This window comes from Psychrobacter sp. NPDC078929 (genome assembly GCF_050267985.1).
Taxonomy (GTDB): Bacteria; Pseudomonadota; Gammaproteobacteria; order Pseudomonadales; family Moraxellaceae; genus Psychrobacter.
This window is the reverse complement of record NZ_JBNNFX010000010.1, coordinates 86,384-109,438: the sequence shown is the minus strand read 5'-3', so window position 1 is coordinate 109,438 and position 23,055 is coordinate 86,384. Positions and strand designations below refer to the sequence as shown.

The 23,055-nt window shown below is 42.2% G+C and carries 16 protein-coding genes and 1 pseudogene; 5 read left to right on the top strand and 12 right to left on the bottom strand.

The annotated features are described in order from the left end of the window. Positions 1-8: 8 nt before the first annotated feature. The 3 genes from ACQKCG_RS07625 to ACQKCG_RS07615 form a co-directional block, all read right to left on the bottom strand. Positions 9-1,673 carry a di-heme oxidoredictase family protein gene (locus ACQKCG_RS07625; RefSeq protein WP_227522965.1) on the bottom strand — a complete coding sequence of 555 codons (1,665 nt, stop codon included), beginning with the start codon at positions 1,671-1,673 and terminating at the stop codon, positions 9-11. 286 nt (positions 1,674-1,959) lie between these two features. Then, the gene (locus ACQKCG_RS07620) at positions 1,960-3,420 is read right to left on the bottom strand and encodes an imelysin family protein (protein WP_101206014.1); all 1,461 of its coding nucleotides are present in this window, start codon (positions 3,418-3,420) and stop codon (positions 1,960-1,962) included. Between the two features lie 346 nt (positions 3,421-3,766). Further along, positions 3,767-4,423, bottom strand: coding sequence for an OmpA family protein (locus ACQKCG_RS07615; RefSeq protein ID WP_057761553.1), 657 nt, complete (start codon positions 4,421-4,423; stop codon positions 3,767-3,769). A gap of 375 nt (positions 4,424-4,798) precedes the next feature. Between ACQKCG_RS07615 and ACQKCG_RS07610 the strand changes: the two genes are divergently transcribed. The 5 genes from ACQKCG_RS07610 (at position 4,799) to minE (ending at position 9,530) form a co-directional block, all read left to right on the top strand. After that, positions 4,799-5,761, top strand: a complete 963-nt coding sequence (locus ACQKCG_RS07610; protein WP_101206015.1) for an acyltransferase — start codon at positions 4,799-4,801, stop codon at positions 5,759-5,761. Between the two features lie 380 nt (positions 5,762-6,141). After that, on the top strand, positions 6,142-7,239 hold the full coding sequence (locus tag ACQKCG_RS07605; protein WP_220455975.1) for a hypothetical protein: 1,098 nt from the start codon (positions 6,142-6,144) through the stop codon (positions 7,237-7,239). 71 nt (positions 7,240-7,310) lie between these two features. Continuing rightward, positions 7,311-8,135 carry a septum site-determining protein MinC gene (gene minC / locus ACQKCG_RS07600; RefSeq protein ID WP_101206017.1) on the top strand — a complete coding sequence of 275 codons (825 nt, stop codon included), beginning with the start codon at positions 7,311-7,313 and terminating at the stop codon, positions 8,133-8,135. 289 nt (positions 8,136-8,424) lie between these two features. Continuing rightward, positions 8,425-9,237 carry a septum site-determining protein MinD gene (gene minD, locus ACQKCG_RS07595; protein ID WP_057761560.1) on the top strand — a complete coding sequence of 271 codons (813 nt, stop codon included), beginning with the start codon at positions 8,425-8,427 and terminating at the stop codon, positions 9,235-9,237. Between the two features lie 2 nt (positions 9,238-9,239). After that, positions 9,240-9,530, top strand: a complete 291-nt coding sequence (gene minE / locus ACQKCG_RS07590) for a cell division topological specificity factor MinE (RefSeq protein ID WP_057762631.1) — start codon at positions 9,240-9,242, stop codon at positions 9,528-9,530. Positions 9,531-9,615: 85 nt separating this feature from the next. On the opposite strand, the gene ACQKCG_RS07585 is transcribed toward minE, so the two are convergent. From ACQKCG_RS07585 to pilG, 9 genes and pseudogenes are all read right to left on the bottom strand, one after another. Beyond that, the gene (locus ACQKCG_RS07585) at positions 9,616-10,143 is read right to left on the bottom strand and encodes a cytochrome b (protein ID WP_101206018.1); all 528 of its coding nucleotides are present in this window, start codon (positions 10,141-10,143) and stop codon (positions 9,616-9,618) included. 138 nt (positions 10,144-10,281) lie between these two features. Further along, on the bottom strand, positions 10,282-10,779 hold the full coding sequence (locus tag ACQKCG_RS07580; protein ID WP_101206019.1) for a hypothetical protein: 498 nt from the start codon (positions 10,777-10,779) through the stop codon (positions 10,282-10,284). Between the two features lie 17 nt (positions 10,780-10,796). Then, positions 10,797-11,792, bottom strand: a complete 996-nt coding sequence (locus ACQKCG_RS07575) for a chemotaxis protein CheB (protein WP_101206020.1) — start codon at positions 11,790-11,792, stop codon at positions 10,797-10,799. Beyond that, a complete protein-coding gene (locus ACQKCG_RS07570; RefSeq protein WP_101206021.1) occupies positions 11,782-18,657 on the bottom strand; it encodes an Hpt domain-containing protein in 6,876 nt (2,291 codons plus the stop codon). The genes ACQKCG_RS07575 and ACQKCG_RS07570 overlap by 11 nt, the downstream gene beginning before the upstream one ends. Before the next feature lie 30 nt (positions 18,658-18,687). Further along, on the bottom strand, positions 18,688-19,545 hold the full coding sequence (locus tag ACQKCG_RS07565) for a CheR family methyltransferase (RefSeq protein ID WP_101206022.1): 858 nt from the start codon (positions 19,543-19,545) through the stop codon (positions 18,688-18,690). Between the two features lie 184 nt (positions 19,546-19,729). Then, positions 19,730-20,791 (bottom strand): annotated as a pseudogene (locus ACQKCG_RS07560) (methyl-accepting chemotaxis protein); the annotation flags it as partial. Positions 20,792-21,319: 528 nt separating this feature from the next. Continuing rightward, positions 21,320-21,850: a chemotaxis protein CheW gene (locus ACQKCG_RS07555; RefSeq protein WP_057761571.1), complete on the bottom strand. Its 531-nt coding sequence runs from the start codon at positions 21,848-21,850 to the stop codon at positions 21,320-21,322. A gap of 3 nt (positions 21,851-21,853) precedes the next feature. Further along, positions 21,854-22,216 carry a response regulator gene (locus tag ACQKCG_RS07550; RefSeq protein WP_057761573.1) on the bottom strand — a complete coding sequence of 121 codons (363 nt, stop codon included), beginning with the start codon at positions 22,214-22,216 and terminating at the stop codon, positions 21,854-21,856. A 179-nt stretch (positions 22,217-22,395) separates the two neighbouring features. Continuing rightward, the gene (pilG, locus tag ACQKCG_RS07545; RefSeq protein ID WP_057761576.1) at positions 22,396-22,773 is read right to left on the bottom strand and encodes a twitching motility response regulator PilG; all 378 of its coding nucleotides are present in this window, start codon (positions 22,771-22,773) and stop codon (positions 22,396-22,398) included. Between the last annotated feature and the right edge of the window lie 282 nt (positions 22,774-23,055).

The following is a 23,055-nucleotide window of genomic DNA, read 5'->3' as shown; positions in this document are numbered from 1 at the left end:
TGATTTTATTATAGCGACTTTAGGAACGCATTAAGCTCTGCGCGACCTTGTTTATCTAATTTCAATACTTGTTGCTTTTGCTTTTCGGCTTCTCCGCCATGCCATAAAACAGCTTCCATCAACGTACGGGCACGGCCATCATGCAAAAACGTCGCTTGAGGATCAACTGTCTGCGCAAGCCCCACGCCCCAAAGTGCTGGCGTACGCCACTCATAAGAATTGGCCAGAAATTCAACCTGTGCTGTTTTCGGTGGTAGCTTACCGGCAATCGTACGATCAGCGAGATCATCGCCCATATCGTGCAATAGCAAATCTGTGTAAGGATAAATCACTTGTCCATGCTGCTCAAGATGATCATCGTCGGTTTTTGGCAACTGATATCTTGGCGTATGGCAGCTTTGACAACCCATGTCATAAAAACGCTTTTTGCCCGCTAGCACAAGCTTATCATCTGCATTACGGCGATGCGGCACTGCTAGATTGCGAGTATAAAACTCTACAAATTTAGCAACCTCATCATTTACTTCAACAGGTGATTTACCATTGCCCTGCTCATCAGCACCTGTCGCTGCATTTAGGCAAGCGGTCTGCGTTGGCATACAGGATTCGTTAGGACGGATGTTCGACGTCAGACCCATGTCTTCGTTAAAGGCACTTTGGTTCTGAGTAATAAGTTTGGTTTGACCCGCTTTCCACCCAAATCGTCCAAGCGCACGCTTGCCCGTTTGTGGATCCGTCACCCAGTTAAATTTACCACTGATATCACCATTACTACTGTCGCTGGCTTGCTTTTTAATGTCATCGTCAGGTATTTGCTCTAGTAGCCCAAGCCCAATCATCGGTAGCGCCACACGCGGCGATACCATCATGTCATCGTCAAAAGCACCGTAACCAGGTTTGGTCAAATTAAACGTTGGCGCACGTAGTGTCTCGACATATCCGTCAGCAAAGGTAACTGGTGTGTCTGTCCATTGCACCGCAATTCTCGCTTCAGCAGGCACGCCCTGAATACCACGATCTTGTAGCTGGCCACCATACATAGGATGAGCCACCTTTTCAATCAGCGAATCCTGTAGCTGCTGGCGCTGCTCATCGGTCGTCGCTGGCATAGACAGACGAATCAATAAACTATCAGCATCGTCATCGGCAGTCATCGGCGCATGACCTCGCCCATCTTTGACATGACAAGACTGGCAAGCGGCCACATTGAATAATGCGCCCAGTCCATCACGACTATCAGTACTAGCAGGTGCGACGACCCACGGCTGCTTGAAAAACGCGTTACCAATAAAGAATGATCCTTTACGAGAAGCAGCTAGGTTTGATGAGGGCTTCGAGTAGCTCTCAGCACTGCTAATGCTAATACCAGAGTCACCGCCCTGCTTGATCTCTTGAGGGTCAAAGCTCACCAGTTGCTGCATCGGCACGCCCGCCAGTGTTTCTATATTTTTAGCGTGTTCGGACGACAGCGATTGGTTTTTCTCACTGCCGCTGTCATTACTTGAGGTCTGCTCTGAAGCATCACTAGAAGTATCATCAGAAACGCTATCAGATGGTTGACACGCACTGATAGCCATTGCACTGGCGATAATTAGCGCAAGCTTAGAAGGTATATGTCGTAGGATTTGAGTAGCAAGAGGAGAATCAGAAGGGTTAACATAATTGGCGTTCATAGAAATTCAGTGCCTTAGCGCTAGAGTAGAACCATTAAAATTTTGTCATACCATCTCATTATATGTCGTCACAATCATTGCTTATCGACATATAATGAAATGGTACACCGGCCAATTGGCTTATTTAATGCTCGTAAAAATGCGTTGCCAACGGTGGCTGACAACGCACGTATTATATCTAATCTAAGTATCTAATAAACAGCGGTTACTGACCTATAACGACTAATAAAACGTCGCAAAGCCAATGAAAGGCTTTTAAATAAGAGCCGCTAGCTTAAATTTTTGCTTAAAATTGTGACCCTGCATCTGCGTCTAGATTATCGATTCCAACTGCTTTTGCAGCATTTTCGATACTGGCGGTCAGCTCTTGTAAGCTAGTGATACCCGCTTCAACCCATCCACGACGGACGTTTTGTTCTTCAGCAGAGATACCTTCTTGGCTGGCTTGACCGACAGTTGCAATCATCTGGTCAATCTTGATGCCGTCTTTTTCGCCTTTTTCAACGATAACGTTAAACGCGCCTTCTACTTTGTTGAACTCAGCAGCCAATTTATCAGCAGCTTCTGTGTGGCCGTTATCCGTTAGATAATCTTTGATACCGTAGCCGCCCACTGTCTTACCAGCGACTGTTGTATAGCTACCATTAAAGACGTTTTGGATACCGCGCGCATTATTGGCATAGCTTAAATGAGTCAAGTCACTAAAGCATTCGTGCTCATCTTCAGTAGAGCCAGTAACAAAAGCGACCTGCATACGCTCAGAAGCAAGCTCACCTAATGCTAGGCTACCCATTTGATACATAATTTGGCGCAGACCATTGTCATATTTGCGCGCTATCAAATCACTACGTAAGGTATTTTCAGTATCAGGCTGCCACTGAGCTTCCATCGCGGTCAAATCATCAACCAATAGTTGAGTTGCAGCAGTTAAGAATTCACCACGGCGCTCACAGATACTGGCATCTTCATTGGCGGTCTCACCACTAGTACACTGTCCAGCTTCAGTCGCATAGTCAGTGACTGGGCGATTACCTGCACCTTCTTTTACGCCATTGTTGTCTTGACCCCACAGCATAAATTCAATCGCATGATAGCCAGTCGTTACGTTGGCTTCACTACCACCGATTTCATTCATTTCTGCAAGTAGCTCAGGTGTAATCGTACTGGTATCTTGCTTGATACTACCGACAGTAATGCTGTCGCTATTGATGATGTTCTCTTGGCTGTTATATTCGCCTTCATAGTCATCACCAACATAATCAATCAGCGCTTCATCAAGTGGCCAAGCATTGATCTGCCCTTCCCAGCTATCGATGCTGTTGATAGCACGTTTGTCATTGGCAGTCACAAAGCCTTCGTCAAAACGGAAAATCTCAGTTTGTGAATATGGTTGACGTGCTGCTTTATAGGCAGCTTTTGCAGCATCAAGATTTTCTTGTGTTGGAGTGGCCACGTATGTTTCTACCGCAGTTTGTAGCGCTTTGGCCGTGTCCAACGAATCTTTATAAGCGGCGTGTGCCATATTTGCATAACTGATAATCAATCTATCAATATGTGCTTTTTCGGCAGCAGTCATCTCTGTATTATCAGCTGTCTCTGTGTTTGCTACTTCTGTTTGCGTCTCTGTCACAGCATTGGTGTCTTCATCGGCTTGCTTTGTACAGCCCGACACCATTAACAATCCTGCAAGTGCAACAGCTAAAGTAGTTGGTAAAAGCTTACGGCTCGTTACTGTGGTAATCGTCATACATATCCTCAATAAATATAGCAAAAAATTCGTTTTGGTTAAGTAGCCTCAATTATTTTGATAATCAAGCCATGTTACAGCAGGCCATCTTAGCCATGCACATTGACTCTCAGTGCGCAAGATAAGACGTTTAATATTGCATCAATAGCAAACACTGACAAATTATAGTGTTATTGATAATCATTATCAATATTTAATTTAATATTAACTATATCTATCAATCATCACTGTTTTATTCAAACTGAAAATACAAAAAAAGAGCCAGCATATCGCTGACTCTTTTTGAAATATATGTGCTCAAATATCTAGCACATACTCAATAGCTATATAGCTATATAGCTATTGATTAGTTTACGCTCTGTGGTGCGTTAACTGTTAGCTCAACACGGCGGTTTTGACCACGGCCATATTCAGTATTGTTGTCTGCGATCGGACGTGACTCGCCGTAAGCAACAACGTTTACACGGTTTGAAGCAACACCGCGAGCTGTTAAGTAGTTAGCAACTGAGTAAGCACGATCACGTGACAGACCCATGTTATAAGATGCTGAACCTTTGCTATCAGTGTGACCAGCGATAGTAATTGTGTTTTGGTTGTACTGGTTCATCGTTGAAGCAAGCTTATCAAGCGTTGGCTTGAATGATGAGCTAAGGGTTGCATCATCAAATGAGAACGTGATGCTACCTGGCATAACCAAATCAATGTTACCAGTGGTTGGATTTTGCTCAACAGTTACGCCTGTGCCAGCCATTTGCTGCTCAAGCTGACGAGCTTGACGCTCCATGTAGTAACCAACGCCTGCACCTAATGCTGCGCCGATAGCCGCATCGCGACCAGTTTTGTCGCCGCCTGTTGCTTTTGAAATAGTTGCACCACCTGCTGCACCAACTAGACCACCTAGAGCAGCTTTGTTTAGACGCTGTTGTCCAGTGTTTGGATCTGTTGTACAACCACTAAGTGCTAGACCTGATGCTACTGCTGCAATCATTAAAGTATTACGCATAATATTTCCTCTTAAGTTTAAAAAATCGTGCTTTTTATAAAGATTGTCCGTTAATCTTTTTTAAGTACTTATCTACATTCCCCATTATTATGGCAACTACAACTTATCTCTGTGTAATATTTTGTCATACCTATGTATGAGAAGTGCAGGTTATATTTCAATGGTTTTATAGGTCAAATCTTCGCGCCTTGCTACCACTAGTCACGTTTACAACCGTACACTACAACATGTTTCTGCTAAAATTATATCGCTAGATTTGTCGGCTTTAAATAGTCATGATTTAAAGCTTTACGTTCATAATATTCCTGACTTGACTAGGACAGATTCAGCGACATACTGCTTATTATTAATCAGATAGACTGAAAAGGATTGAGCATGCGATTGACATCTACCATTCGAAAAATGCATAAACGTTCGCCTAAACTGGGCAAAGCTGTGTCGCTTGCAACAGCTACTGGTGTCATCGCCGCCAATAGCTTCGGTGGTAGTATTCCTTTATGGCTAATGGGCGTCGGTAAAGTCATTACTGGCGCCTCTATTGCAGACAAAGCCGTCATAAAAATTGCTACTCACTGGATCAGTAGCAACAGTGCCTTGATCGATAACATGTTGCCTCGCAAAGATTGGCGTATCAACCTACCGGACGATATCCATACCAATGGTAAATACCTGCTAGTGAGCAACCACCAATCATGGGTCGATACTAGCATCGTGCAGTATATTGGCGAAAAACGTTTGCCACTTACGCGATTTTTTACCAAGTTTGAGCTGATTTACATTCCTATCGTTGGTCAAGCTTTTTACTTTTTAGACTTTCCAATGATGCGCCGACACTCAAAAGAAGCCATCGCCAAAAATCCTGCGTTAAAAGGCAAGGACATCGAAGAAGCCAAACGTGCCTGCGCCCTACTAAAAGACAAACCGTTTACCTTATTAAATTATTTGGAAGGTACTCGTTTCACCAAAGCCAAACAAGCTCAGCAAAAATCGCCTTATAAGCACTTATTGAAACCTCGTGCAGGCGGATTGTCATTGGCTATTAGCGCACTAGGTGAAGATATCGATGGCATACTAGACATGACAATCGTATACCCTGATGGTGTGCCAAGCTATGGGGATCTTTGGAAAGGCAATATCAAACGTTTGGGCGTTGACTTGCGCTACATCGACATACCAGATGCCTTGTTCGAAAGTATCAAGCAAGGTGGCTACGAAAATGACGAGGATACAAAAGCTCAAATGTTCGACTGGGTTGAACAGGTGTGGCGTCAAAAAGATGAACGCATTAGCACTATGTTGGCAGATTTTGAAACCAATCCTAAAGCGCAAGATGCCTAACAATCATGAGCAGCCATATTAAATGGTTGTCCGTCAAACCTTATAAAATACCAAGCACAGTCGATACAAGCGTACTAAGTAGTAAATATCGATGTAACAAACGTTGATGTAATAAGTATCGAGTACGAGATAAAAAGTTATTGAGGAACAAAGTTACGGGTACAGGTGTCACCATAGTCATATCTTACTTATGATGTTTACTGTTAAAACAGCCATGCATCATAAGTAAATTTTAATCATAGATGGGTTGTTTTTTAACCTTATTCATTGATAATGTGACTAATCATGAACGCATAGATTTTCGATGTCTACTTTGATAGTAAATGGTAGTAAATATCGATTTCTGACCCATTCTTTGTGCCATTTATTACTTATAAGGTATGACTGTGCCCACCTCTACTACTAGCTCGCCGTTAGCTACCGAATCTGTTTTGAGTCAGCCTCCTTATCCAATAAGTGATGAGCCGCCAAAACCGAACCATCCAAAGCCGAGTCGCTTTAAGCTCACTTACGATATCGTTATGATTATTGCAATCAGTATTGATCTGCTATTGATCAGTATCGACGCTATTTTGATGAGCAATTTTAGTAGTAATGCTGCAGAATGGCTAACCATCAGTGAAGCGCTCAATTGGTATCAGAGCACTCTACATGATCCTCTACGCACTGCTGGAGGTTTTTTTACTATCTTTTTGGTCGTTGAGTTGCTGTTGCGCTGGGCGATTGCTATTAAACAAAAAGTCTATTATCGCTGGTTCTTTTTCCCATTCGTTCATTGGTACGAAGTATTAGGCTGTTTTCCGCAGCTACGTGCTTTGCGACTGCTGCGAGCGGTCGTTATTGGACGACGTCTATATCAGCTTGGCTATCAAGTACTGCCGCAGACGTGGATCAACCGAATCGAGTTCTATATTGACCTACTGTTAGAAGAGCTCTCTGATCGCGTTATTTTGACAGCGATACAGAACTTTCGACAAGAACTAACCAGTTCAGACACGCATAAATCATTCATCGAGTCGACGATTGCAAAAAATCGAAATGAGATTGAAGCGGCTGTATTGTCTATGCTGCGTACAGAGCTTGCACCGAAGCTGCAGGAACTGACTGCCTCATCAGGTGGGGGCAGTATATTGGCGAGCGAAATGGGCAATGCTATTGAGGAAGGATTGGCCAACACACCTGAATTGCGCCGCTATCTACGCATGATACCTATCGCGGGCAGCCTGATTGAATCACAGCTGCATCACGTCGGGCACAATATCGGTGAGAACGTCGTAAATGCATTAAACAAGCGACTTTTAGACCCTAAGCGCTTGGATATATTAATGATAGAAATTGCTAGCGGTATTGCGCAAATAGATACCAATAATACAGCGCTAGATACCTTAATTTCTAGTATCATTGATGACAGTTTGACTTCGTTTGAAGCGCAAGTAAAAGTGCAGCAATGGAAGCACCAAGATATGCTAAATCTATAGTTTAGCTATCTAATAGCATGACGTAATAAGAGACATAATACCGTGACAGAATTATTTTTAAGGGTTTGTATATGACAGTTTCAGCTAACGATAACCAGACTGCACCAGCGCTAGCTTTCTATGGCAAAATGCTGACGTTTTCACGCGTACAGTTTAGTACAAGCGATCTAGCAGCTATAGAAGCTCAGCTAACTGAAACGCTCAGTAATAAATCGAGCAATATCCCTATCCTTATTGATAGTGACGTTGAGCAGGATTTGTCAGCATTGGTAGAGCTGTTATGGGCATGGGGATTGCAGCCTATTGGCGTGGTGACAGGAGTGCTGGATGCGCAAGCACGTGAGCAGCGCTTAGCGATATTCCCAGCAGATGGTAAGCGTATTGAGCGTATATTGCCAAGTAAAAAAGCGTCCATCCCTACCCAACCATCGGCAGAGAACAACAACGCCAAAGTAGTTAATGCTAACAACGTCGATGATATTTCTTCCACAACCGAACCTGCTACTGAAACGACACTATATAATATGCCAACCGAGACATTGGTAAGTACTCAGCATATTACTAGCTTAATCTATGATCAAATGCTGCGTTCAGGACAAAGCCTCAATCACGTTGGCGGCGACTTAATTTTGACCAGTAGTATCAATAGCGGTGCTGAAGCGATTACTGACAATAGCTTGCATGTATATGGCCGTGCACAAGGGCGTTTGGTGGCAGGCGCAACAGGTGATAAAGATGCCCGTATATTCTGCCAAGTCTTTAATCCGTCATTGGTATCAGTAGCAGGGACCTATTGCTTACGAGACAACTTGCCTGAGCATGTCATCGACAAGTCGGTGCAAGTAAAATTTGTAGAAGGCGAAGGCTTAGTATTTACCGTGATGGATGAAGCTTAAGACGCCATTAAAAATAATACACCGTGAAGTGACTTTATAGAAAACTAAGGTAGTTAAGCTGCTCTATTCGACAAGCCAAAGAGCATGACTATGACCCTACCAATACCACGCAGAGAGGCTAATTGAGCGATACATAGGTTGTTTTTCTGCTTTAGTATCGAGCTGCTATAAATTTTTGTTTATTTATGCTAGGCTAGCTTCGAAGATAGTGTATATATGTTAGGTGAATAACATGTAATTTTGCTATTTATATAAAAGATATCCCATTGATTCATAGGAGTGTGCCATTGTGGCGAAGATAGTTGTAATCACTTCAGGTAAAGGCGGTGTGGGTAAAACCACGACAAGTGCTTCTTTTGCCGCTGGTTTGGCGTTACGTGGCTATAAAACAGTTGTTATCGACTTTGATGTAGGTCTACGTAATCTAGACTTAATCATGGGTTGCGAAAACAGAATTGTTTATGACTTCGTTGATGTCATCACTGGAAACGCGCGTTTGTCGCAAGCACTTGTCAAAGACAAACAGCTTGAAAACTTATATATCCTGCCCGCCAGTCAGACACGCGATAAAGACGCACTGACAGACGAAGGGGTATCAGAGGTAATGGCTGAGCTCTCTAAACAGTTTGACTATATTATTTGTGACTCGCCTGCTGGTATTGAGCGCGGTGCACAGCTAGCGATGTATCATGCGGATGAAGCTATTATTGTCACCAACCCTGAAATCTCTTCAGTGCGTGACTCAGATAGAATCATCGGTATTCTACAAAGTCAGACGAAAAAAGTAGAAGAGAACCAAGGGACTGTTCGCGAGCATTTGATTATCACTCGTTATAATCCTGAACGTGCGGCTGCCAATGAGATGATGGATATTGATACTATCTCAAATGATATCCTAAAAGTTCCACTACTTGGGGTTGTTCCTGAGAGCCATTCAGTGCTTGAAGCGTCCAACCATGGCGAACCAGTTATCCATTATACCGACTCTGTGGCTGGTCAATGTTATGAAGACATTGTCGCCCGTTTCTTGGGTGAAGAGCGTCCACTACGTCATATTGACGTGAAGAAAAAGAGTCTATTACAGCGCTGGTTTGGGGGATAATGATGACTAAGAAAAAAGGATTTTGGAGTAGCCTATTTGGTACTGACGACAACAGTAACGCAGGTAGCGCAAATTTAGCAACTGAGCGTTTAAAAGTTATCGTTGCTAGCGAAAACAGATTGAACAATCGACTAACGGTTGATCGTATCGAAAAAATGAAACGTGAAATCTTAGAAGTTGTGAACAAATACGTCAACGGTGTGCAGATTGATGATGTCAATATTAACCATCGTTCTGAAGACAGCTTAGATGTGTTAGAGATGAATATCAATTTGCCTGAGCATAAGAAATAGCGTTTTAATAGTACGTATTTCTACAATGAATAAAAAAAGCCCCAAGTTTGATACTTGGGGCTTTTTAATGTTTATCGATTATAGGTTATTTCATACGAGCAATAAGATTGTCTTTTTTGACAAACTGATGGTATAACGCGGCTGCTATATGCAAGACCGTAAAACCAATAATCATTGGCCAGATAATCTCAGTATGCAAGTTATTGTAAAAACGAGCCAAGCTTCTATCTGGGGTCACGAATACAGGGATCTGAAAAATACCGAAAATATCAACCGGTCGACCGCCATATACTGCCATCAGTAAGCCAACCATTGGCATAGCAATCAGTATGGCATAGAGAGCAAAATGTGACAGCTGAGATACGAGCATTTGCCATTTTGGCATAGCTAACGGTGGTGGCGCCTTAGTAAAAACGCGGTTGATGACTCGAGCAATCATCCAGAATAATAAGCTCACGCCGAACGCTTTATGGTATCCAATAAACATATTGCTATCTAAATTCTCATATAGCAGTATCATTATCCATGTGGCTAACAGTAAGGCTGCACTAATCCAATGAAAAATACGGCTACTAACCGACCACTTTGATACATTCGAGTTGGCATTATTCATGAGTGACTCTACTACCTTTATCAGGAATTATCTCTAATCAGTTTTATAAGCCAGCTAATGCTCTTCAACAGATGAAGTCATTAACATTACTGGCTTACTATTTATAGAACGGAGAATACCTTAAATAGCGATAAGAATCTAGCTATCCGAATCAATCAGGTGATAGGCAATTTTATCCAAATCTGGCACTAAGTAGATTTCGTCATCAATCATCACTGTTTGATATAGGTAGGATGAGACGTCATTTTTATTAAAGTACTCTTCCCTATCTTCGCCATTGGCAGTACTAAACTGTTCAGGTGTCTCTACATCTTTCACTTCAGAAATTCGTGCTTGCAGCTGACGCAAATCACCTGCTGTCTGTAAGGCAAAACGGTGATCAGTCGTATTACCTTCCAAAACAACCATTTTGTCTGGGATTTGATCTTGCAGTAGCAAATGAAATACAGCCAAATCTTGCTGTTGCCAGTCGTACCTAGAAACCTGCTGCTGGGACTCATCCACACTCAAAATTAGGCTACTTGGAATGATCCAGTCCGGCTGGTTAACTGCTGGAACAATAGTGACGTCAAGCATACCGTTGTTGGTAGTCAACAGACTCACAGCCTCAAACGAATGTTTTAAAATTTGTGTCATACGTCACTCGCAATAAGTTAATGTGAATGGCTATCTGCCCTTTCACCAATGTAATCGGTTAGTTTTTTTGCCAAATCGGTAGGACTACCAACAAAATTGCAATGCCCTGAGTCAATGATAGCCTGAGGTTGACTTGGACATGCGCTTAATCTCGGATCTTGTGCCCATAATTGACTGTTATTATCTTGGATTAAATCTAGATACTGAGAGCCATCATTACCCATACCTGAAAATATAATATTAATAAGCTCGCTACCATGAACATCGCTAGTATTTTTGAGCAGCTGTCCGATTGCAGGCTTATATTCACCATGCCAATCTTGATCCAATAGTATCACGCGACCTGTTGAATCGCAGACAACCTGCTTATCAATAGGGACTATCAGACACTCTCCTGCTCGTAGCCGCTGTGAAGAAGCGATAATCTTACAGCGCCAGTCATTGTGACGGTTAAGTATGCGGGGCAACGTACCAATCATGGCCTGATTGAAATGATGCGCCAATAAAATACAAATTGGCAGTGTGGCTGGCACATTATCTAAAAACTCTTTAACTGCACTAGGGCCACCCATAGAAGCACCTAAAAATACAACATAATGCCAGTCAGTATCAGCACTCTTGTAAGCTGGAGCATCTACCAATATTGGCAAGTCAAGCAATTGGGCAAATTTACGCTTTAACTTACGCTGCCATTTTGCATATTCTTGGGATTCGTTTAGGTACGGAGCCTGACTGAAGCCTACCAGTACTGCTGCTGGTTTAGATGCCACCGTCGCTATTGCCACACTGTCATCATAATCACTGTCTATCAGCCAAATATCGATAGCTGAGTTAGAAAGCTCACCTGTTTCATGCCACTGTGCTCGTGACACACAGCCGGCTAGCATAAAGCCGAAACCACGTACCGTATCTGAAAACGCCATGCGCTGGCGATGGTCTTCTGCCACCACCATCACTTTAATGTCGTTTCTATTTTTTTTTCGCAGCGCTAAAACACGTGCATTATCCTTCATTAGTCAGGCTGACCCCTTCACCTAGTAATTTTTGCATTTTATCAAGCAGCTCTTTTTCTTGGAATGGTTTACCCATATAGTCATTTACACCAATCTCTAAGGCACGCTCACGATGCTTTTCGCCAGTACGTGACGTTATCATAATAATCGGAATTTGCTTTAGACGACTATTATGTCGGACTTGAGTGGCGACCTCGAAGCCGTCCATACGAGGCATTTCGATATCAAGCAATATCATGTCTGGTGTCATATCTTGCAATATTTCAATTGCGTCAATACCATCTTTAGCGACTGCCACATTGAACCCTTGGCGCTCTAAGAAACGTGAGGTTACTTTACGCACTGTCACTGAATCATCGACGACTAGAATGGTAGGTTTGGACTCTATGCGCCCTCTTTTGGCATCAACGGCTTTCGTAATGTTTTTGACCAATTGCGCATTACGCATAAGAGCAATCAGATCTAAGATGAGCATGACCGAGCCATCACCCATGATAGTAGCAGCTGAAACCCCTGGAATATTTGATAACTGTTGGCCTAAAGGTTTGACAACAACTTCTATGCGCGAACCTGCAATCTGATCCACTTGCAAAGCGATATTCTGTCCAGTACGGTTTTTAATAATGATAAGCGGTAAGCTGGTATTGGTATTTACCACCAACTCATTTAACTTATTGCCTGATAAAATTTCATTTAGATAGCGTATTCGATACTCAGTGTCTTCGAAATTTAATGTAGCATCATTTGATTGATAGTAGTCATAGAGCTTCTCTGGATTCACTCGAACCACGCGCTCAATCTGTACCAATGGAATCGCGTAGTAGCGATCTGCAGCACGAACAACCAACGCGTCAGACACGGCTACCGTCAATGGTAGACGCATTGTGAAACTAGAGCCTTTACCCAACTCTGAAACGACGGATACTGAGCCACCTAGTTGGCGAACCTCACTAATAACAACGTCCATACCAACGCCGCGTCCAGAGATCTGAGTCACTTGCTGACTCGTACTTAATCCAGCGTTGAAGATGTATTGCATAATATCAAGGTCTGACAGACTATTATCGTCTGCATCAATTAGACCCTGAGAGATGGCTTTACTACGTACTGCTTCAACATCAATGCCTCGCCCATCATCTGCTAATTGGATGACGATCTCACTACCTTCACGATGCACCTCAAGGGTAATACGGCCGCTACGCTCTTTGCCTGACTTTAGACGAGTTGACGTGGTTTCAATACCATGGTCGACAGCATTACGTAACATATGCTCAAGCGGTGAAGTAATGCGCTCTAGGATGGTTCTATCCATCTCGTCATCAGCATTAATGATGGACAATTCAACAGACTTATTAAGCTCGTTAGCTGTTTGACGTACGATACGTTCAAGACGTGGTGTCAAGCGCGTAAATGGCACCATACGTGAATTCATCAAACCATCTTGCAGTTCAGTCTGGGTACGAGACAACTGTAGCAGTAGGCTTTCACTATCACGGGTTTTTTCTAATAATGTATGGTTAATATCAACCAAATCCGAGGCTGACTCTGTTAAAGATTTAGACAACTGATTCAAAGATGAGTATTGATCCATTTCTAGAGGGTCAAAGTCTTCATTATCGATGAGCTCCTCATCTATCTGAGACAAAATTTGTGCTTCTAGCTCGATCTCCATACGACGTAGCTGATCTGCCAAGCGTTGTACTGTCGTACTCATCTCTTCAATACTGTTTGTTAGACTACTGATACCCATATCGATACGAGCACGGTTAATCGCTGACTCACCAGATAGATTAATCATGTGCTCGATCAAACCACCTGAGATACGAATCATCTCATTGCTACTAGCGCTCTGATCTTCCTCATGAGTATCTCTAAGCATAGACGGCATTTCACTGATGTCTTTTGCAAGATACTGCGAACCTTGGTTTTCTTTGGCAATCAAGATTGCTTCACGCTGGGCTTGTAGAGACTCTTTAGGTATCGTTTTTAGGCTATCAGGGTTTCTACCAAACTGCTCCAATGCTTCAATCAACAACGTAGGCGTTGGTGGATTAACATGTTGTTGAAGAATAAATACTGCATCAGCTAGCCAGTCATGACTTGCAACCAGCAACTCTAATACTTTTTTGGTGGCTGGACGTCGATTACTGACAAAATCTGTATAGACTGACTCCATTTCATGAGCTAAGTCAGCAATACCAGAGGCAGTGACCATTCGTGCGCCACCCTTTATGGTATGCAAGTCACGTTGGAGCGCTTGCAACGCTGTAGTATTACTCGTGTCTTTTAAGAACAAGTGCAGATACTTATTACGATTAGTAAGCTCTTCTGCTTCTTCTAAAAATACCGCTAATATATCAGGATCAGGGAGTCCGTTAGCCCATGATTGTTTAATCATGCTATCCAGACTTAGGGTACTCAATACCTCATTATCACTGTCAACAACATTGGCAGCAATGCTACGCTCTGTAGGTTCAAAGTGATTTTTCGGTACTGGTATGACTAGATCAATTACCTCTGGTAACGTTTTTGCTTTTTCAAGCTGGCGCAACTGCTCAATGAGCTCTGGAGTAAAGAAAGATTTCTTATGACTCACGATATGCATCACTTGTAGTGACATCGTGTCTTGCACCATTTGCATGATTTCAAGCCACTGCGCGGTTGGCGCTCTTCGATTCTCTACAAACGACTCATAGACACTTTCTGCTTCATGGGTCAAATCTCCAATACTACGGATACCAGCCATCCGTGCACCACCTTTAATCGTGTGCAAATGACGCTGTAGAACTTTCAGCGCATTGATATTGGTGATATCGGCACGCCACTTATTGAAGCTTTCATCTAGTGCAGTATCAAGCTCTTGTGCTTCTTCTAAAAATATTTCTAACAGCTCGGCATCAGTGTCAATGGTTTCAAATTGTAGGTCAGCTGCTGGAACGGCTCTAACGATGAAACCGAGGTCCTCATTGTCATTACTTTCTTGATAGATACTCTGTAGTTCATCAATGACTTGTTTATCTATTTTTAAGGAGGTACTTCCAGCTAAGGCATCGAACAAGCCAATCAGCTGAGCATGACCTGCATGCAATATCGCTTGAATGTCTTGATTTTGAGCTTTATCGATATGATTACTTAAGTAGCGATACGCATTACCCAGCTCATCTAAAATTGTGACAAATTTTGGAAATGCTTGCGCTTTTTCCATAAGAGAAGCTATTTGAGAGATTTGCTGCTCTATATAGTCTTGAATATGCTCTATCTCAGTATGATTCAACGCATCATCTAATTCCCACTCAGCATCGAGCAACGTATCAATATTACTGTCTAATAACTCTTCTATCGTCGGTTTCTTATTGGTCATGACAGTAGTGTCATTAGCCACGTATTGCTCATCAAGCATGGCCTGCAATGATGCTATATCATGCTGACTCTGCGACCCATCGTCCTCTGTTGATGCATCGTGCGGCTCTATATTTTGCTTATAGTTATTTAGATAACCCTCTATTAGTGTGGCTGACTGGGCCAATGCTGCTAAGTGCTGAGCATTCATGCCTATATCTTGTTGTTGTAATGACTCCAAGCTATGCTCGATGGTCGCACTGACTTCGCTGATAGCGGCCAAAGCACTAGAACCAGAAGCACCGCGCAAAGTATGAAATGCGCGTACGATTTCATCTGTGATTTCTATATGATGCTGTTCTCTATTGTCTTTGACAAACTGCTCGATACAATCAAGCAACTCTTCTGCTTCATCAATAAAGATCTTACAAAATGCTTTTTCTTCTTCAGTTTGAGGAGTAAGGACAACTGCTGCCTCTGCCATTTTTTCATTGACCGAACGAAAGGTCTGTAAGGTAGAGTCTATGGCTTCATTACTGTTGTCATCATAAGCATAGCGAGTCTCAGCCGTATCAGACCATGGCGTCTTTTCTTCCATCTCATCTATAGAGCTATCTACTGATTGTGCAAACAACGCAGCATAGCTAAATCCATTACCTTGCTGTTTGCTATACGCATTAGCACATGCAATCCATACTGGGACAACAGCTGGATAGTCTTGAGTACCCTGTTCAAATGCTACAAGCATCTTGGGGTAAACTGCCAGTACATCTATAATCAACTGACGCATATCAGCTGAGATAGCGATACTGTTATCTAAAACACGGTTAAGCATGTTTTCTATAGACCATGCCAATTCCGCTGTATAGTTAGCGCCTACCATGCGGCCCGAACCTTTCAAGGTATGGAAACCACGTCGAATATCTTTCAAGCCCTCTAGATCGGTCGAATTTTTCTGCCAGCTTTCATACAACGGCATAATTTCTGCCAATACTTCATTGGCTTCTTCTATAAATATCTCTTTGATATCAGGATCTGCATCGTCGGCATCAGCTGGTAGTTGATTAGTCTCTCTAATAAAAGGTGCAAGGCTCTCTGGAATATCCAATGTAGATAGATATTCGTTGGTATTTGCTTCGTTGTTATTCGAGTCAGTAACCAACTCAGTACGATTCTCATTAGAATCGTTATCAGCATCATCAATTTCTAGTAGCGATTTTTCTAATTCTACATCTTCTGACATAACCTCTTTAGGAGCAATTTCAGCTGTCGTCAGTCCAGTGTTGACCGGCTGCTGACTCATAAGATTACTACTTTGTAAAATAGTAATCGCAGGGTCAAAGCTTGGTGGTCGCTGGGCTGAAAAATCTGCTACCAATGCTGGTAGAATTTTTGTGGTATCAACCACTAGATTTACCACATCATCTGTTACTGGCAATGTTTTATCTAATAAACGATTGAGTAGGTTTTCGATTGACCATGCTATCTCGCTGATACTAAAGGCACCAACCATACGACCTGAGCCTTTTAGAGTGTGAAAACCTCTACGCACTTCAGTCAATGGTGTTAGATCTTGTGAGTCTTGCGCCCAGATAGGAAGAAAATCTTCAAGATCAGTAATAATTTCAGTCACTTCTTCAATAAAGATATCGTGGACATCTTCATCTGTTTCAAAGTTATCAGGCTTCACGTGTTCACGAGCCTGCTTTAGTGCATCACTTTCAGTACTGTTGGACAGACTCGCATTATCTTGTTCAACTACATTTGCATCATCTATATTAATAACAGGGCTGATCTCGCCACTATCATCGTAACGTACAACATTTGTCGCAGCTGACTCTTGAGTGAGTACAGTCTTGTTAATCCCTTCTGATGATTCGATATCAGTATCAAGAAGCTGTGTTGCTCTGGCCGTATGTTCATTTACTAAATTAAGCAACTGCTGATCGAAAACCTGCTGTGCAAGATAATCAAGTAATAGTTCAATAGACGTTAAGCTTTCAGCCAACGCTTGTACCAAACTCCAGCTCGGGGTAGTAATATTACGAGTAGTTAACTGTGTAAATAAACTACCAATATCATCCATAGTATGACGAATTTCTGGCAATTCCATATCGTCAAAGGCTTGACCAATACTGGTAAAATCAGTAGACGCTGGTAATAACCCAATATCTTGATGTTGTATATAGTCGTTGAAGTTTTGCTTTATCTCTTCTACTGCAATTCGAAGCTCACGTAGGCCATCATCGGTAGGAATAGGGTCATGCTTACCTGTTAATTCTGTCTCATTACTATTCATCACTTCAGGCACAGTAGCGAAAGAGGTCGCATCACCAATCTTAAGAGAAATGGTTTGCTCAGTACTATAAATAGCGTTGTATAGCTCTTGCAGCTTGCGTTCAATTTGCCACTGCTCTTGCGCAAAACTTGTTTCTGATACAAGAGACTGTTTCAAATCTGAAAGGATGGATTCCACCTGAGACACGTAGTAAGTCCAGCCTCGGTTTTTGAGCTGCTCTCTGATATGTTGTAAAGGAGCTACCAAGCTATCTGGCTCATCCAGTTTGAAAATAAGCGCATCAAGCTGAGTTAATAATTGCGGTAAAAAACGAGACGCTGTCGTGGTACTTTGAGATACTTTATCCAAAATAGACTGAGTACGTTTGCTACTGTGCGCTAGATAACTCAATTCAACATAGATTGCGGTGGTCAATCTTACAACTATAGTTGAAGGTACTTCATTTGACTGGGTACAAGATTCTATAATTTGATCAAGCTGACCTAATAATGGTGCATAACGCTCAGGAAGTGGCGTTTCGTTTTGGGCCAGATCACTGAGCAATAACTCAGTCAAACACCATAGTCTTTGTAAACCACTATCGTGTGTTGTCTGCCTAAGATACTGGCTAGCTTTTTCTAAGGTACTGAGTGCTGATGAGTGATTTGTATTAGTGATTAGTAATGCTTGTACTTGCTGACGCCATACGAGTAGCAACTGCTGACACTGTTCACTTGTCAAGCTAGCAGTAGTTTGTTCTGTAGGTAGGGCGGCTTCAATATTATTGATAATATTTTCGTTATTCGCATGATCGTTTGCGTATTCATGCTGAACGTCACTAACATTTACAAGAATGTCAGTTTCTATATCTCGTTGAGACAAAGCTTGGGTCAGCTCATCAATTGCTCTACTTATTAGACCTCTATGATAGATTCCTGTACGCGCATACTGATTGATCTCTCGTTGTAATAATCGATGAGAGAACTGACCTATACGGCGCTCTTTAATAGAAAAATCGTCACAACTTTGTAATCCTGCGAGTTGACTCAACTTACTAGCAACACCCGCTAATAAGGGAAGCTTAAGTATGATGAGCGCACCACTAATCTGATGATAACTTGATGTCAGTTGCTCATGGTCGATGCTAGATTCACCTAATTGCCAACCGTCAGACATCTGTGTTAACTGCTGATTGAATAATGGTAGCAACCACTGAAACGTCACGATGTCATTGGGCTGGTTTTTCATAGGTTTATCCTAACTCGTCTATGCACTAATTTAGGCACTAATTTTTTGCCACACATTAACCTGTGGGTGCGCAATGCGGCGCATATTTGAAGGACGCCAGAACAACGCCTCACCTGGAGCCAATATAATATATCCCTCTAACGTGCACTGCTCTGATAACCGTGCCAAAATATCACGCTGATCAAATTTACGAAAATATAGCAGCATGTTTTGGCAAATAATCACATTCTGAAGATGCGTAGTGGGTGGTTTTTGTTCAATAATATTGTGTACAGAAAAATTGACATATGGCTGCAATACAGGTGCTACCTGCCAATTTTCCTGCATACTATTAGCCGCTTCTGATGTGCTAGGCTTCAATCTGTTTAATGTACTCTTAGATGGCAGCGGCTGAACAAACGGCTGACACGATTGCGGGATTAAAGTTTGCTGCCTGTTATCATATTGCCCCAACCGTGCGCTTTTAATAGCCTCTCCACTGATGTCCGTCCCTAATACTTCATAGTCTTGGCATCGCTGTGCAGCCAAGCTCATGGCCAATGACCAAGCTTCTTGTCCACTTGCGCAGCCAACACTCCAAATACGAAACAAACTATCAATGTTGTCCGCTTTACGATGCTGCAATGCATATTCTGTGACAAAGTCGATAGAGGGTCTATGTCGAAAGAAGCGACTCTCATGAATGAGCACTTTATCTAGCAACTGCTGACGCAACTCATTGTTTCTCGATAATTGATACCATAATTGTTGAACGCTCAATCCATTCGACATAGCCGTACAGTCAATTGCATTGGCCAACCACTGTAGCTGTATGTCTGGCAGCACAAATCCAGTCTCTTGCTCTATGTACTTTTGCCATCGTTGCACATCCAAACTGTCGACTTTCATCAAAGTATTACCTAATGTCAGATCAACTGTATAAGCAGATGATTTGGCTTACCAACATTACCTAAGCTAGACAAATCACCTACTATAATTACGGCTTCTTTTTATCACTCTTACAGCAGCAACTTTGTTCAATATAAAGAACAATAGAATACTATCAATCTGGCTCTAAAAGAGTAACTAACCACTAAACGCTTTCTTTCAATGCGCCTTCCGTATCTAACACTTCATAATCTACTAGCTCGTCGTCGTTCGATACCTTAAAGCCTGTTACCGATTCCTGTAGTGCTGCTGCCATTTCACTTAGCTCACCAATAGAACGGGCTGTTGCCATCGTTCCGGAAGACGTTTGTGAGGTAATATCTTGAATGATGTTCATGGTGTGAGAAATATGACCCGCAGACTCAGCCTGTTGTAATGCAGCGTTTGAGATGTTTTGAATCAAGTCAGCCAAAGTATTAGAAACGCTCTGTACTTCTTCTAGTGCTTCACCCGCATCTTTCGCTAAGCGTGCGCCGCGTACAACTTCAGAAGTTGTTGATTCCATCGACATAACTGCTTCGTTGGTATCAGCCTGAATGGTTTTTACCAATGTTTCAATCTGCTTAGTAGCGTTCGCTGAACGCTCAGCCAGACGCTGTACCTCATCAGCAACAACCGCGAAACCTCGGCCCGCTTCCCCTGCCATCGATGCCTGAATAGCGGCGTTCAATGCCAGAACGTTGGTCTGGTCAGCAATATCGTTAATTAGTCCAACGATATCACCAATCTCTTGCGAAGATTCACCAAGGCGCTTAATACGTTTTGATGTTTCTTGAATCTGGTCACGAATAACGTTCATACCCTCAATAGAGCGCTGTACAACTTCTGCCCCGTTATGAGAAATAGCAACTGAACGCTGGGCAACCGTTGCAGATTCTGCAGCGTTGTTTGAAACCTGATCAATTGAGACAGTCATCTCATTAATAGCGGCTGATACACCAGCAATTTCTTGTGCTTGGTGTTCAGAAGCTTCGGCCAGTTCAACAGCATTCATCTGCGTTTGATCTGAAGACTGTGAGACTCGGTCAGCAGTGCTGTTAATAACCAGTACCAGCTGTCGCAATTGGTCAATTGCAAAGTTGACTGAATCAGCAATCGCCCCTGTAAAGTCTTCTGATACAGTCGCATTGACTGTCAAATCACCTTCTGCCAAATCACCCAACTCATCAAGCAGACGTAAAATAGCGATCTGGTTACGTTCGTTTTCTTCTTGGATTTGACGCGCTCGCTCAGACTCAGCTTCTGCTTCTTGGCGACGACGCAAGGTTTCTTTCTCAATAAGTGATCGCTCTGATCCACCACGGTGTTTCAGTAGCTGGTACAAAGCAAACACAATCCCTAATGCGCCGATTGCAAATACAGCCGCTGGCAAGATAACGGATTGATTGAAACTATCGAAATACTGACTTACCGATGATAGCGAGTTAACTAGCCAAATCAGACAAGCCAAACTTAATAGAACAAAAAATCCTAACAATAGCTTCCAAGTACTATCAGCGTTTTTGCCATCTGCTGATGTTTTGGCCATACCAGCTACAGGTTTTTTTATCACATCACTCATCTTGCGTCTTCCTTTCAAACAGTCATCAAAGTCTAATTGTGGCTGACTTTGACAATCGTATTGTTATCTAAACAATGATTAGCAAAGCCTGTATAAATGCTGACATCGAACCCTATTATGTCAGTCGCTATTTCTCTGTCGTTACTTAACAGACAGGTCTTCTATTATCGACAATTATATTGCAGCATCTGAATACTGAGTATCCTGCGCAAGCAAACTTGGCATAAATACATACCAGTCTTGGTCATTTTTGAAAAACTTGCCATGGTTATAAGGCGCAAACGGCGACTCTGGATCTATGGCTTCTGGACGATACTGTTCTTGTGTGAACTGTTCGATACCAAGTACTTGATCCACCAGCAGTCCTGAAAAGTTATTGTCATAATCAATGACGATAACTTTTCGTTGGCTCATTTGTGTCAAGCGACTAGGTACTTGCAAAAAATGCGACAGATCTGTCAAAGGTAATAGTCGCCCACGAATGTTAGCAATACCTAGCATCCATGGCTTTACTAGAGGTAGGCTAGTATATTCTGGCATAGATAATACCTCTGATACCTGACCCATAGGGGCAACTAAGCGCTGCCCACCAATTTCAAATACCACACCTTGCCAATCAAACTCTTGGCCACCGCGGCGACCGCTTTTGCGCGCGCGTGCCAAATCTGCTAAACGCAGAAGCTCGATAAATCCTCTAGAAGCCACAAGTTACTCCATCACTTTGCGAATCATATTGACCAATCCACTTTCATCAACTGGTTTGTTCATATATTCTTTGGCGCCTTGACGCTTGCCCCAAACTCTATCTGTTTCTTGGTTTTTGGTACTAATCATAATGACAGGGATATGAGCAGTGGTTTTACCGCGTGTGATCTTGCGCGTGGCCTGAAAACCATTCATTTCAGGCATGACCACATCCATCAAAATCACATCTGGTAAATGTTCAGCTGCCATCTGGCAACCCTGCTCACCATTGGTCGCTTCCAACACTTGGAAGTTATTTTTGGCAAGCATATCGCGAAATTTCGCCATTTCTGATGGCGAGTCGTCAATGACTAAAACGGTAGTCATAGGAGGTTCCTTTAAGTTCTAAAATATCTGTGAAGATATATTGATATATGGTTCAGATAAAATGATTAAAAATAGCACTTATAAATCTACTGGTAGCCATTCTTTAATCATGATTACTCAGTATTGAATAATCTGGAGCGATAATATCAATCACTCCCTGTAAGTCTATATTTATTCGATTAGCGGTACTGATTAATAGCATCAAAAAGCTCATCTTTACTAAATGGCTTAGTCAGATACTCATCAGAACCTACAATGCGACCACGTGCCTTATCAAATAGACCATCTTTAGATGACAACATGATTACAGGTTTATTGGCATAATCAGGGTTATTTTTTATCAGTGCACAAGTCTGATACCCATCTAGACGTGGCATCATAATATCGACAAAAATAATATCTGGATTGTTATCTACAATCTTTGCTAATGCATCGAAACCATCAATAGCGGTCACTACTTCACAGCCCGCTTTTTGTAATAAAGTTTCTGCAGTACGGCGAATGGTTTTTGAATCATCAATTACCATTACTTTTAAACCTTCAAAATTATTTTCCATTCTCATTGTCCTGTAAACGACTATTTGTTCGTAACGCTATCTAGCAATACAAAGTTTGCTTGGCTATTTTAAACTTTTATATCATCTATTGTCAGATCGATATAAGTACCTACATTTGCATTGTTTGCGTTGAAATTTGTTATAACAGCGAATCTTCTACAATTGATGCCTACTGACTAATCGCGGTATCAATATAGCGTACTATACGCACTTTATTATTATTAATCTTACAAAATCTAGCGTTATTTGAGTGCCTTGAATAAGATAACTTACCCTTCGCAT

Coding starts and splice junctions, on each gene's coding strand:
- minE (WP_057762631.1), top strand. CDS start 9,240: ATGACTAAGAAAAAAGGATTTTGGAGTAGCCTATTTGGTACTGACGAC.
- pilG (WP_057761576.1), bottom strand. CDS start 22,773: ATGGAAAATAATTTTGAAGGTTTAAAAGTAATGGTAATTGATGATTCA.
- ACQKCG_RS07575 (WP_101206020.1), bottom strand. CDS start 11,792: ATGAAGGATAATGCACGTGTTTTAGCGCTGCGAAAAAAAAATAGAAAC.
- ACQKCG_RS07605 (WP_220455975.1), top strand. CDS start 6,142: ATGACTGTGCCCACCTCTACTACTAGCTCGCCGTTAGCTACCGAATCT.
- ACQKCG_RS07625 (WP_227522965.1), bottom strand. CDS start 1,673: ATGAACGCCAATTATGTTAACCCTTCTGATTCTCCTCTTGCTACTCAA.
- ACQKCG_RS07615 (WP_057761553.1), bottom strand. CDS start 4,423: ATGCGTAATACTTTAATGATTGCAGCAGTAGCATCAGGTCTAGCACTT.
- ACQKCG_RS07550 (WP_057761573.1), bottom strand. CDS start 22,216: ATGACTACCGTTTTAGTCATTGACGACTCGCCATCAGAAATGGCGAAA.
- minC (WP_101206017.1), top strand. CDS start 7,311: ATGACAGTTTCAGCTAACGATAACCAGACTGCACCAGCGCTAGCTTTC.
- ACQKCG_RS07620 (WP_101206014.1), bottom strand. CDS start 3,420: ATGACGATTACCACAGTAACGAGCCGTAAGCTTTTACCAACTACTTTA.
- ACQKCG_RS07610 (WP_101206015.1), top strand. CDS start 4,799: ATGCGATTGACATCTACCATTCGAAAAATGCATAAACGTTCGCCTAAA.
- ACQKCG_RS07580 (WP_101206019.1), bottom strand. CDS start 10,779: ATGACACAAATTTTAAAACATTCGTTTGAGGCTGTGAGTCTGTTGACT.
- ACQKCG_RS07565 (WP_101206022.1), bottom strand. CDS start 19,545: ATGAAAGTCGACAGTTTGGATGTGCAACGATGGCAAAAGTACATAGAG.
- ACQKCG_RS07570 (WP_101206021.1), bottom strand. CDS start 18,657: ATGAAAAACCAGCCCAATGACATCGTGACGTTTCAGTGGTTGCTACCA.
- ACQKCG_RS07585 (WP_101206018.1), bottom strand. CDS start 10,143: ATGAATAATGCCAACTCGAATGTATCAAAGTGGTCGGTTAGTAGCCGT.